At 36.6% G+C, this 12,884-nt stretch carries 11 protein-coding genes; 10 read left to right on the forward strand and 1 reads right to left on the reverse strand.

The window, feature by feature from the left end:
• Positions 1–2,518: 2,518 nt before the first annotated feature.
• Complete coding sequence (locus tag FG384_RS15815) at positions 2,519–2,833, reverse strand: hypothetical protein (protein ID WP_142643678.1); 315 nt, start codon at positions 2,831–2,833, stop codon at positions 2,519–2,521.
• Between the two features lie 172 nt (positions 2,834–3,005).
• On the opposite strand from FG384_RS15815, the gene FG384_RS15820 reads away from it, so the two are divergent.
• From FG384_RS15820 to FG384_RS15865, 10 genes are all read left to right on the forward strand, one after another.
• Complete coding sequence (locus tag FG384_RS15820) at positions 3,006–4,079, forward strand: M42 family metallopeptidase (RefSeq protein WP_142643679.1); 1,074 nt, start codon at positions 3,006–3,008, stop codon at positions 4,077–4,079.
• 624 nt (positions 4,080–4,703) lie between these two features.
• Entirely contained in the window at positions 4,704–5,225 is a 522-nt protein-coding gene (locus FG384_RS15825) for a DUF84 family protein (RefSeq protein ID WP_142643680.1), read from the forward strand.
• 119 nt (positions 5,226–5,344) lie between these two features.
• The gene (locus tag FG384_RS15830) at positions 5,345–5,857 is read left to right on the forward strand and encodes a hypothetical protein (RefSeq protein WP_142643681.1); all 513 of its coding nucleotides are present in this window, start codon (positions 5,345–5,347) and stop codon (positions 5,855–5,857) included.
• A 12-nt stretch (positions 5,858–5,869) separates the two neighbouring features.
• Positions 5,870–6,181, forward strand: coding sequence for a thioredoxin family protein (locus FG384_RS15835; RefSeq protein ID WP_142643682.1), 312 nt, complete (start codon positions 5,870–5,872; stop codon positions 6,179–6,181).
• Positions 6,182–6,243: 62 nt separating this feature from the next.
• Entirely contained in the window at positions 6,244–7,059 is an 816-nt protein-coding gene (locus tag FG384_RS15840) for a DUF1444 family protein (protein ID WP_142643683.1), read from the forward strand.
• On the forward strand, positions 7,056–7,661 hold the full coding sequence (gene ytpR / locus FG384_RS15845) for a YtpR family tRNA-binding protein (protein WP_142643684.1): 606 nt from the start codon (positions 7,056–7,058) through the stop codon (positions 7,659–7,661). Before FG384_RS15840 ends, ytpR begins: the two co-directional genes overlap by 4 nt.
• Before the next feature lie 114 nt (positions 7,662–7,775).
• Positions 7,776–10,259 carry a DNA translocase FtsK gene (locus FG384_RS15850; RefSeq protein ID WP_240793452.1) on the forward strand — a complete coding sequence of 828 codons (2,484 nt, stop codon included), beginning with the start codon at positions 7,776–7,778 and terminating at the stop codon, positions 10,257–10,259.
• A gap of 126 nt (positions 10,260–10,385) precedes the next feature.
• The gene (murC, locus tag FG384_RS15855; RefSeq protein WP_142643686.1) at positions 10,386–11,684 is read left to right on the forward strand and encodes a UDP-N-acetylmuramate--L-alanine ligase; all 1,299 of its coding nucleotides are present in this window, start codon (positions 10,386–10,388) and stop codon (positions 11,682–11,684) included.
• Between the two features lie 145 nt (positions 11,685–11,829).
• Positions 11,830–12,288: a DUF948 domain-containing protein gene (locus FG384_RS15860; protein WP_142643687.1), complete on the forward strand. Its 459-nt coding sequence runs from the start codon at positions 11,830–11,832 to the stop codon at positions 12,286–12,288.
• A 17-nt stretch (positions 12,289–12,305) separates the two neighbouring features.
• Positions 12,306–12,884: a YtxH domain-containing protein gene (locus tag FG384_RS15865; protein WP_142643688.1), complete on the forward strand. Its 579-nt coding sequence runs from the start codon at positions 12,306–12,308 to the stop codon at positions 12,882–12,884.

Consider the following 12,884-nt stretch of genomic DNA (forward strand, 5'->3'; position numbering starts at 1 on the left):
GATTTTCTAGAAATAAATAGTGTTTATCTGTGAAGTCCCTATAATCTGCTTTGCCACACGGAGTTGTAAGAAGAAAATAGATAAGAAAATCGTTGAAATGGCTCCCTTTCCGCGGGCGTTGCCTCAGCCTCCTCGCTTCGCTGCGGGGTCTTCGACTAACGCTATTCCCACAGGAGTGTCACCTTTTCAACGATTTTCTAGAAATGAAAAAGTCCCTATAAATCGACGTTGTCAGATGAGGTTGTCCNGATTTTCTAGAAATAAATAGTGTTTATCTGTGAAGTCCCTATAATCTGCTTTGCCACACGGAGTTGTAAGAAGAAAATAGATAAGAAAATCGTTGAAATGGCTCCCTTTCCGCGGGCGTTGCCTCAGTCTCCTCGCTTCGCTGTGGGGTCTTCGACTAACGCTATTCCCGCAGGAGTGTCACCTTTTCAACGATTTTCTAGAAATGAAAAAGTCCCTATAAATCGACGTTGTCAGATGAGGTTGTCCAAAGTCCAATAGATAAGAAAATCGTTGAAATGGCTCCCTTTCCGTGGGCGTTGCCTCAGCCTCCTCGCTGCGCTGCGGGGTCTTCGACTAACGCATTCCCACAGGAGTGTCGCCTTTTTCAACGATTTTCTAGAAATAAATAGTGTTTATCTGTGAAGTCCCTATAATCTGCTTTGCCACACGGAGTNGCTATTCCCACAGGAGTGTCACCTTTTCAACGATTTTCTAGAAATGAAAAAGTCCCTATAAATCGACGTTGTCAGATGAGGTTGTCCAAAGTCCAATAGATAAGAAAATCGTTGAAATGGCTCCCTTTCCGCGGGCGTTTCCTCAGTCTCCTCGCTTCGCTGTGGGGTCTTCGGCTAACGCATTCCCACAGGAGTGTCGCCTTTTTCAACGATTTTCTAGAAATAAATAGTGTTTATCTGTGAAGTCCCTATAATCTGCTTTGCCACACGGAGTTGTAAGAAGAAAATAGATAAGAAAATCGTTGAAATGGCTCCCTTACCGTGGGCGTTGCCTCAGCCTTCTCGCTGCGCTGCGGGGTCTTCGACTAACGCATTCCCACAGGAGTGTCGCCTTTTTCAACGATTTTCTAGAAATAAATAGTGTTTATCTGTGAAGTCCCTATAATCTGCTTTGCCACACGGAGTTGTAAGAAGAAAATAGATAAGAAAATCGTTGAAATGGCTCCCTATTCGCGGGCGTCGCCTCAGCCTCCTCGCTTCGCTGCGGGGTCTTCGACTAACGCTATTCCCACAGGAGTGTCACCTTTTCAACGATTTTCTAGAAATGAAAAAGTCCCTATAAATCGACGTTGTCAGATGAGGTTGTCCAAAGTCCAATAGATAAGAAAATCGTTGAAATGGCTCCCTTACCGTGGGCGTTGCCTCAGCCTCCTCGCTGCGCTGCGGGGTCTTCGACTAACGCATTCCCACAGGAGTGTCGCCTTTTCAACGATTTTCAAGAAATGAAAAAGTATTTACATAAAAAAATAGAGAGTTATCAGTGTCCTCAATGTAGAGATGTAAATGTGAATATAAAAATGTACATTTTTGCTCGCATAAGGATGTACATTATTGATTTTTTTACTCTCAACAGCATAACGTGATAAATTATTACAACTTGACATGGAGCCTCTGCGGGCATGACTATACCGCCAAAAAAACAGCCGTATCAAGGGCTGGTTAGCCATTCGAGGCTATCATGCCCGCCACTCCAAGTAAAGTAGTAATAATGCCAAGTGTCAAAAATGTACATCGTATAGAGAAGAGTAGGCTTGACGATTCATCCGCGAAAAACGAGTGGTTTTCAAGGTTCAATTAGTCTTCATTTATTTTATAAGAAAAATAAGAAATCATCTCAAACTGATCACGTTCATTTTGTATGTTTTTTGGACATCATCGGATAACAACTACTTGATTCAATTTGGGAAGAAAAAGCTGCGAGACTCCTGCGGAAAAACGGAGCGTCCAAGACCCCGCACGAGCATAGCGAGGAGGAGGCTTGGCGATTCGTCCGCGGAAAGCGAGTGGTTTTTTCCGGACTCATTAGTCTTCATTCTATTTTATAAACAAAGATGTAATCATCTTTAACTGGTCACGTTCATTTTGTATGCTTTTGAACATCATCGGATACAACTACTTGAGTTAACTTGGGAGGAATAAACTGCGAGACTCCTGCGGAAAAACGGGGGGGGCACTGAAAAACTCGAATTATTATTTTTGTAAGAACTATTTGCTGTATTTATTTAAGAGAATTTAGAGCGACGCATGAGACTCCTGCGTGAAAGCGAATGCAAAAGCGATAAATTCTCTTAACGACTATTTGAAATAAAATTTATTAGAATAACACTTTTTTAATACCCTTCTCGCTTCGCTGTGGGGTCTTCGGCTAACGCTATTCCCGCAGGAGTGTCACCTTTTCAATGATTTTCTAGAAATGAAAAAGTAGAGTGTGGATTTTTGAGAATCCTCCTCTACTTTTTATAGTTTTTGAGACAACCCCATCTCGCTCTTTTGTTCTATAGTTTAACTAAATCTACAACTGTACCTGTTTTCGTATCTGCTGCAAACTCAAATTGTTCCAATTGACCATTTTTTATACGAGAAATGCCACCTCTATATACATGAAGTTGAATAGCTTCTTTTTGAAATGGTTCTGGGCTCATATAAATCCAAGAACCATCTATAGGACCTTCTTGTTTAAATGAGTTTTTTATTTCTTTTAATACAAGCTCTGCAGATTTATTAATATCCATTTTTTTAGCAGCTTGACTTGCAAGAACTCCAATAATGACACCAGTTCCAAGACCCAACATATAATCTCGGATTTTCATCGCTACTCCCCCTTACTATCTTTTTTTCAGTGTATCATACATCACCAATAAGAATAAATTTTTCGATTGTCGAAATTAATCAGTAGTAAACGATTTAAACTTTTATTACAATAGAAGAGGAATCTATAATTTAAAACAATTTATTGGTACTAGCATTAGGAGGCCTTTACAGATGAATGAAGAAACGCGTTCGCTTTTTAAAACATTAACAGAATTACCAGGAGCTCCAGGAAACGAGCATGCTGTTCGTGCATTTATGCGCAGCGAGCTAACGAAATATTCAGATGAAATCGTTCAAGATAATTTAGGTGGTATCTTCGGATTAAAAAAAGGTGACGAAAAAGGTCCAAGAATTTTAGTAGCTGGTCATATGGACGAAGTTGGCTTTATGGTTTCTGGAATTACGGACAACGGAATGATTCGTTTTCAAACTTTAGGTGGCTGGTGGAGCCAAGTATTACTTGCTCAACGAGTGGAAATTGTCACTAATGACAAAGTAATACCTGGTGTAATTGGTTCTATCCCTCCTCATTTATTAAGTGATGAATTACGTAATAAACCAATGGATATAAAAAATATGCTTATTGATGTAGGTGCGGATGATAAAGAAGATGCTCTGAGCATGGGTATTAAACCTGGAGATCAAATTGTTCCAGTTTGTCCGTTCACGCCAATGGCGAATGATAAAAAAATTATGGCAAAAGCATGGGATAACCGTTATGGTTGTGGACTTGCGATTGAACTATTAAAAGAAGTACAAAACGAGCAATTACCAAATATGCTGTATTCTGGAGCGAATGTAATGGAGGAAGTTGGGCTTCGAGGTGCACAAGTATCAGCAAATATGATTAATCCAGATTTATTTTTTGCACTAGATGCTAGTCCAGCGAACGATGCTTCTGGCAATAAAAATGAATTTGGTCAACTTGGAAAGGGAACACTTTTACGTATTTTTGATCGTACGATGGTAACTCACCGAGGAATGAGAGAGTTCATTTTAGATATGGCTGAAACGCATAATATTCCATATCAGTATTTTATCTCACAGGGTGGAACGGATGCCGGTAGAGTTCATACTTCCAATGAAGGTATTCCAAGTGCAGTTATTGGGATTTGTTCGCGCTATATTCATACTTCTGCTTCGATTATTCATACGGATGATTATGCAGCAGCAAAAGAATTAATAGTAAAACTTGTTAAAGCATGTGACCGTACAACATTAGAAACAATAAAAGCAAACGTCTAAAAGAGACTTAAGCAGCTGTAGACAAACTTTAAAAAATCAAGTTGTTTGCAGTCTATTTATTTTTATTTAGGGTAGATTAGGTTTTCCGAAGCTTACCGCTCGCTTACCGCTCGCTTACCGCTCGCTTACCGCTCGCTTACCGCTGGCGAGGCCGAGCCGCTTCGTCGCTTCTCCTGCAGGGGCTCGTCTGTCTCGCTTATCCCGCAGGAGTCGAGCGGACACTTCTCTAAACCATTAAAATGTTATCTTTCTACTTTAATATTGTGGTTGGAAAATGATGACAAGAATATCCATCTAATTTGTTTCCTGATGCTCGAGTTCATTGATGTGATTTGTCATCAGCATATCCATCACCTCTGTTATTTTTTAGAGAACTGGTTGTTTGAAGTGGAGGGCGACGACTTCAGCGGGAGTAGCGTAGGTCTTGAGACCGAAGAGGCTCAAGCCACGCCCGTGGAAAGCAACTTCCTATAATCTATACTTCATTTTAAATATGGCTGTATACAAACTTAAATTTCTTTGAGTTTGTATACAGTCTGTAAAAAGATGCCTTAAGGGCATCTTTTTTTCCGCATACAAAGCGATACTTATAAATATATATTCATAATAAGGGAGTAATAATGTATGAAAATATTAATAGGAACCAATAATAGAGCTAAAACAAAAGCAGTTCAATCAATTTCTAGCATCTATTATCCAAAAGCTAGTTTTGAGAATAAAGACGTACCGTCGCTTGTTTCAAATCAGCCAATGAGTAATGAAGAAACGAGACAGGGTGCAATAAATCGTGCAAAGCAATTGATGGAAAACTCCGAGGCTACATTTGGTATAGGGTTAGAAGGTGGGGTAAATGAAATGAATGACACAATGTACATCTGTAATTGGGGTGCTCTTGCAACTAGTGATGGAAAAATTTTTACTGCAACTGGGGCAGGTATTCCTATACCGGAAGAAATTGCTATTCAGCTGAAAGCAGGTGCGGAACTTGGACCAGTAATGGACGTCTATACTAATAAAAATGATATACGTCATGACGAAGGTGCCATTGGAGTTTTTACAGATGGTTTTGTAAAAAGAAGTGATATGTTCGAGCATATTATGTTGTTGCTTATTGGACAGTATGAACTATCTAAAAAGCTAAGTTGAAGTACACTTTTTTATATTTGTAAATCTCTTGTGAACTCTCAAAGAAGTTCTAGTAGTTGCAAGTAATGTGAATCATCGTTAAAATATATAGCAGTTATGCTTTGAATGGAGGAAAGTAAATGACTCGAAAATGGATGCGACTAATTATCGCGTCACTAGCTGTCATTTTATTAGTAGGCTGTTCTTCGGTGGAAGAGCAAGCATCGGATGGAATTGAAAATGCAAAAGTAGTATTTCAAGGAGATGCTGAAAAGCCTAATGAAAAAGTGAATAACTTGAAGATTTTTTTACCAAGTGGATTTGCAATTGAGGATGAATCTGATAAATCTAATATTATTCTATCTAAAGGGAAAGAGTCATACATACTATTCGTTAATCCAAACGAACTTCCTGGAAGTCAATTATATTATGATTTATTAATGGCAGATAGTAACTTAAAAATAGTTGAAAAGAATACTTTTGAACAAAATGGACGTTTTGGTTTCGCAGCAATCATCAAAAGTAGTGAAGAGCAGTATGAACTCATTACAAGCATTGGCGGAATCAAACTTACTACAATATCTAAACAACAAAATATTGCTTCCAATTTGGAAGATATGATGATGATTGTGAGATCAGTATCGACAGAATAAGGAGGACTTGTAGTGGAAAATTTAATATCTATGGAACAATTTGAACAATTAAAACATGAAAGTAAAGTTGTTTTTAAATTTACTGCAGATTGGTGTCCAGACTGTCACTTCATTGATCCATTTATGGGAGAAGTGGAAGAAAAGTACTCGGATTTTCAATTTATATCAGTTAATCGCGATGCATTCATAGATCTTTGTAGTCAATTAGACATTTTTGGAATTCCTAGCTTTATCGTCTTCGATAAAGGAGTGGAAAAAGGTCGTTTCGTAAGTAAAGATCGTAAAACTAGAGAAGAAATCGAATCATTTCTTCAATCAATCTAACACCAATGAAACGGTTCACTTTAGTGGACCGTTTCATTATGTAAAGAAAGGGATGATTATTAGTGAAAGCACAAGAGCTGATAAGAGTGTTAAAAACAACACTATTAGAAGAAATATATGAGTATGATTATAATAGGGAAACGAATAAGCTCCGTTTAACGCATCGATCGATTAATAAAGGAATTGATATTTCGATACCGCCGATATTAGCTAAATACGAAACAAAAAAAGAACAAGCGATTGAAGAAGTTGTCTACACAATCACTCAAACATTTCAAGCAATGGAAAAGGAAAATGCAGGCGCTATTGACCCAGCTTCATCTGTTTACCCTGTAATTCGCTCCACTTCGTTTCCTCTTAAATCAAATGAAGGAAATCGTTTCATTACAAAAGATCATACAGCGGAAACAAGAATCTATTACGCACTGGATCTTGGAAACACTTATCGTTTATTAGATGAAAAAATGCTCGCTAACTGGAACGTTAGAGAAACCGAAATAAGAGAAAGAGCTCTTTTTCAAGTTCGAAATTTAAAAAACAGTTATAAAAAAGATGAAGTTGCTGGAAATATATTTTATTTCTTCAATAATAACGATGGGTATGATGCGAGCCGCATTCTAAATGAATCACTCCTAAGAGACATGAAAAAGTTAATTGTCGGAGATATGACTATTTCTGTACCCCATCAAGATGTTATGATTATAGGTGATATAAGAAATGAAACAGGGTACGATGTTTTGGCCCAAATGACGATGCATTTCTTTACAGTTGGGACTGTACCGGTTACCTCTTTATCATTTGTATATGAAAATGGAGATTTGGAGCCGATTTTCATTATGGCTAAAAATCGAGTAGTGAAGGAGAAAGAAGAAGAATGAATGTTTTTTACAACAAAGAAGGAGTAGGCGATGTAATATTGCTTCAATTAACTCCTGAAAAGATTGAGAAAGTAATCACCGAAACAAAAGGTGATGTAACTCTTGTTAAAGATGCAAACTCAAATGAAGTGTTAGCAATCAATATTTTTGGTTTTAGTCAATATGCTAGTATTAATAATACTGGGAACATCGTTTTAACAGAAGAATTACTAGCTAAAATTCAACAAGCAATCCTTGCGAATGAAGTAGATTACGAACTACAAATAGACCTATCACCAAAATTTGTAGTAGGTTTTGTGGAATCATTAGAACAACATCCAAATGCAGATAAACTAAAAGTTTGTAAAGTAAATGTTGGAGAACAGACACTTCAAATTGTTTGTGGTGCACCGAATGTAGAAGCAGGTCAAAAAGTAGTAGTTGCGAAAGTTGGAGCAGTAATGCCATCAGGAATGGTTATTAAAGATGCTGAACTTCGTGGTGTGGCATCTAGTGGTATGCTTTGCTCAGCGCGTGAATTAGCTTTACCAAATGCACCAGAAGTGAAAGGGATTCTTATTTTAGAAGATAAGGCAGAAGTAGGAAGTGCATTTTTACTATAATAGAGAAGCATACCGTTTTGGTGTGCTTTTTTTTGTGTTTTTCTATATTATTATAAGGTAGATTACTATTATTATTGGTAAAATAGAAGGTAACGATTAGAAAGAGTGATGAAATTGAATTGGTTTAAAAAATTATTTGCAACTAATGAAGACAATAATAGAGAAGAATATGAAGTGGAAGAACAAACTGTTACACCTAAAAGTTCTAGGACACCTTTTCGTTTTCCGTTAATACCAGATGAGGAAAAGGAACAGTTTTTACATAATGAACCGAAGTCAGAGAAACTAATTGAAGAACCCATTAAAGAGCAAGTTAAAGAAAAACAAGTAAGAGACGACCAGCAGTATAAACCTCTACACACTCATGACATATGGTTACAAAGAAAGCAACAGGCAGTTGTAAACCGTGCACCCAAAAAAGAGGTAGTAGAAACTCCAATCATTGAAAGGAGAAAAAAAGCATTTACACCAACTGAAGTGCCTTCTCCTGTTTTTGGTTTCTCTAAGAAGCAAGAAAACAATTTCGAAGAACTAATTGAGGTAGAAATAACAGAAAAAGATTCGGCGTATGAGGAAGAAACTGTTCCAGTTTTACGTGAGCGAAGTGTAGAACGAGTAGTTCAGACAGTAGTTCCTGAACTAATTGTAGAACAAGAAGTTGTTCAAGTAGCTATAGACCAAGTATATGAAGAAGAATTGCCAGAAGTGCATAAAGAAGTGGAATTACAAGAAAAGCTTGTTCAAAGTGTTCTGGATGAAACTCCAATTCCAGCAAAGGAAAATATACGTCCTTTCAATGTTTTAATGCTTAAATCAGATAAAGAAAAGCTAATGGAAGTACAAAAAGTTACTCCAGCAACCTACGAGCAAATAGATGAACAAGAAGTTATTCAAGAAGGTCCAAAACAATTAATAGAAAAAGAATTGGCAGTGGAACATATTGAAGTGGAATCCCAAGAACAACCTGTAGAAAGTGTTGTGGATGAAACACCGGTTGAAAACATACGTCCATTCAATGTATTAATGCTTAAGTCAGATAACGAAAAACTGAATAAAGTAGTAACAAATATGCCAGATTTCCAACTCGATACAATACCGGTGCTAGAGGAAAAAGCATCGTTAGAAGAAAAGACACTGGAAGATAAAATAATGATAGAAAGCCATTCGAATGGAAAAAATAGTCCTTCGAATTATGTCAGACCAGATTTTAGCTATTTACTACCTCCAGAAATGAAAAATGAAGATAAAGAGTGGATGGAAGAACAAGCATTTACACTTATTGAAGCATTATCACATTTTCAAGTTTCTGGAGAAATTGTTCAAGTCGTTCAAGGCCCTGCTGTAACACAATTTGAACTTACTGTTGGCCCTGGCACTAAAGTAAGTAAAATTCGTAATTTAGCGGATGATTTAAAGCTAGCTCTTGCGGCAAAAGATATTCGGATTCAAGCACCAATTCCAGGGAAAAGCTCCATTGGTATTGAAATTCCAAATCGAAATTCACGCGCTGTAAGGTTATCGGAAGTAATTAATACAGATGTATTTTTAGACTCGGAATCCCCTTTAGAAGTAGCGTTAGGTTTAGATCTTACTGGGAAACCAGTGACACTTGATCTACGCAAAATGCCACATGGACTAATTGCTGGTGCAACAGGATCTGGTAAATCAGTATTTATTAATTCATTACTTGTCAGTCTTTTATATAAAGCATCTCCTGACGAAGTAAAACTTCTATTGATCGATCCTAAAATGGTTGAACTGGCACCATTTAATCATATTCCTCATCTTGTAAGTCCTGTAATTACAGATGTGAAAGCAGCAACTGCTGCTTTAAAATGGGCAGTCGATGAAATGGAAAGACGTTATCAATTATTTGCTCATATTGGCGTAAGGGATATCATTAGATACAACTCATTAGCTACCGAGAAGAGACAATTTGCACAAAAGCTTCCTTTTATTGTTATTGTAATCGATGAACTTGCTGATTTAATGATGATGGCACCTACGGAAGTAGAAGATGCTATTTGCCGAATCGCGCAAAAAGCAAGAGCTTGTGGAATTCATTTAGTGTTGGCAACTCAACGTCCTTCTGTAGACGTTATTACAGGACTTATTAAAGCGAATATTCCTACTCGAATTGCTTTTTCAGTATCTTCCCAAATTGATTCACGTACGATATTAGATCAGCAAGGGGCAGAGAGGTTACTTGGAAAAGGTGATATGCTTTATCAAGGGAATGGAATGTCTAGTCCAGTTCGTATTCAAGGGACATTTGTTACAGATGATGAGATTGAGAATCTCATAGATTATGCTAGAAATCAAGGAACACCCGAGTATATGTTTGAACAAGAAGAATTGCTGCAAAAGGCTGAGAATGTAACGGAACAAGATGAGCTATTTGAAGAGGCATGTCGTTTTATTGTTGAGCAAGGATCAGCCTCTACATCTTTACTCCAGCGTAAATTCCATTTAGGCTATAATCGGGCAGCTAGACTAATTGATGCTATGTATGAAAATGGATATATAACAGAGCAAAAAGGTAGTAAAGCAAGAGAAGTGCTACTTACTAACGATAGTTTAAATCAAATTTTTAGTTAATATAGTTTATTAATATTACTGGATAAATAATGATATAATTGGGAATACGTCTACTAAGGCGGCATGTATTATCATAAATATGAAATATGTATATAAGTGGGGATAATCCCAGGAGGTTTACAGCGTATGACAAAGTATCATTTTACAGGCATAAAAGGGTCTGGAATGAGCCCATTAGCACAAATATTACATGATGTTGGAAATGAAGTACAAGGTTCTGATATAGAGAAGTACTTTTTTACAGAGAAACCATTACATGAACGTAACATAAATGTTTTATTATTTGACGAAAACAATATACAAGAAGGCATGACAGTCATTGCAGGTAATGCTTTTCCTGATAGCCATCCAGAGTTAGTGAAAGCGAGAGAACTTGGGTTACCGATTATACGATACCATGAATTCTTAGGCGATTATATGAGTCAATTCACTTCAATAGCTATCACTGGAGCTCATGGGAAAACCTCTACTACAGGACTACTTTCACATGTACTAAGTGGATATAAGCCTACTTCCTTTTTAATTGGGGATGGAACAGGTAAAGGTGTTGAAAATGCTTCCAATTTTGTTTTTGAAGCATGTGAATATCGTAGACACTTTTTAGCATACAATCCTGATTATGCAATTATGACAAATATTGATTTTGATCATCCAGATTATTTTCATGATATAGAAGATGTGTATACTGCTTTTCAATCAATGGCCATGCAAGTGAAAAAAGGAATAATTGCTTGCGGAGATGATCAGTATCTGCAAAAGATTAAAGCACCAGTGCCTGTCTTATATTACGGTTTTGGTGAGCATAATGATTTTGCCGCGAGGAATTTAGAAAAAACGACGAAAGGTACTTCTTTCGATGTGTTCATTCGCAACGAGTTTTATGAACGTTTTTCTATACCTATGTTCGGAGATCACGCAGTGTTGAATTCGTTATCTGTTATTACCCTTTGCCATTATGAAGAAGTACCAGCAGATATTATCCAAAAAGGTTTTAATACGTTTGAAGGTGTCAAAAGACGTTTTACAGAGACTATAATAGGAAATCGTATATTAATTGACGATTATGCGCATCATCCAACCGAGATAAAAGCGACTGTACAATCAGCAAGTCAAAAATATCCGGATAGAGAAATTGTAGCTATTTTCCAACCACATACATTTACTAGAACACAAAAGTTTTTAAGTGAATTTGGTGAAAGTTTAAGCTTAGCAGATCGAGTATACTTATGTGATATTTTCGGATCAGCACGAGAAAATGCAGGAGACTTAACTATACAAACACTTGCTGACATCATTGATGAAAGCTTTGTAATAACAGAAGAAACAGTTGGTCAATTGCTTACACATGAAAATGCTGTCTTCTTATTTATGGGAGCAGGAGATGTTCAAAAATATCAAAAAGCTTTTGAACAAAAATTAATTTAAATGAAAAATGCTTAATCCATTTGTTGGATTAAGCATTTTTTTAAAGGAAATTTGTCCAAAACGTAGTATAGTATTATAGAGAAAGAAGTTTTAATTTCATTCTTTTAGGGTAAAATGTTGTATAACAGTAGGAGGAGGATTCATTATGGTAAATCTCTTATACATAGCTGCTATTATAGCTGCAATTGCATTTTTAGTACTTTGTATAAGTCTTGCACTTACATTGTTTTCTGTGAAAAAGACTTTGAACAATGTTGCAAGCACAATGGAAGGGTTAGATACAAACTTACAAAATGTTACGAAAGAAACTGCGGATCTCCTTCATAAAACAAATGAACTGGCAGAAGATATTCAACAAAAATCTGAAAAGCTAAATACAGTAGTAGATGCTGTAAAAAATGTCGGTACTTCTGTGAATGGACTTAATAATTCCATTCAACGCATAACTACTTCTGTTTCATCCGAAGTAGAAAAAAATGAAGAGAAAATTGCTCAAGTTGTTCAATGGAGCAATATCTTGCTTAGTGTTCGTGATAAATGGAAAGAGCGTAAAGCGTTCGAACAAGAGGGATATAATCCGTACGAAACGAAAAAAAATAATTAATTATTGGAGGAATTCGAATGAGTAATTATGATCACAATAAACCAAATTATAATGATGCAAAATACAACAATGAGTATTATGCTAACCAATCGTCGTACAATAAACAAATGGACCAAATGTATCCACCTCAACCTATTTATACTGAAAGTAGAGAATCGATATATAAAGATGACGAAGTCAATGCAAAAGACTTTATCATTGGAGCTCTTGTTGGAGGTATTATAGGTGCTGCAACAGCTCTTCTTTTAGCTCCTAAATCTGGAACAGAGCTAAGAGGCAATATTTCTACTCAAGCTGTTCAATTAAAGGACAAAACAAAAGACTTTTCAACTACTGCAAAAGAAAAGACAACTCAAATTTCTAAACAATTGCAAGAACAGTCTGGTCAACTAGTAGAGAAAGTAAAGTCTATTAAAGGAAAACCAACTTCTCCCTTAGACGATGGAACGGTATCTTCTGAAGGGGAGGAACCAATTGAATATATGGAAACAATTTCTCACACGACAGATGAAGTAGCAAAAGAACAAGAAGAAGATACAACTGTAGTTGCAGAGGCGATAAAAGAAGCAGTAGTAGATTCCAAGTCAAATAAATAA

Source organism: Psychrobacillus vulpis, assembly GCF_006861825.1.
Taxonomy (GTDB): Bacteria; Bacillota; Bacilli; order Bacillales_A; family Planococcaceae; genus Psychrobacillus; species Psychrobacillus vulpis.

Coding starts and splice junctions, on each gene's coding strand:
- murC (WP_142643686.1), top strand. CDS start 10,386: ATGACAAAGTATCATTTTACAGGCATAAAAGGGTCTGGAATGAGCCCA.
- FG384_RS15860 (WP_142643687.1), top strand. CDS start 11,830: ATGGTAAATCTCTTATACATAGCTGCTATTATAGCTGCAATTGCATTT.
- FG384_RS15825 (WP_142643680.1), top strand. CDS start 4,704: ATGAAAATATTAATAGGAACCAATAATAGAGCTAAAACAAAAGCAGTT.
- FG384_RS15830 (WP_142643681.1), top strand. CDS start 5,345: ATGACTCGAAAATGGATGCGACTAATTATCGCGTCACTAGCTGTCATT.
- FG384_RS15865 (WP_142643688.1), top strand. CDS start 12,306: ATGAGTAATTATGATCACAATAAACCAAATTATAATGATGCAAAATAC.
- FG384_RS15820 (WP_142643679.1), top strand. CDS start 3,006: ATGAATGAAGAAACGCGTTCGCTTTTTAAAACATTAACAGAATTACCA.
- ytpR (WP_142643684.1), top strand. CDS start 7,056: ATGAATGTTTTTTACAACAAAGAAGGAGTAGGCGATGTAATATTGCTT.
- FG384_RS15815 (WP_142643678.1), bottom strand. CDS start 2,833: ATGAAAATCCGAGATTATATGTTGGGTCTTGGAACTGGTGTCATTATT.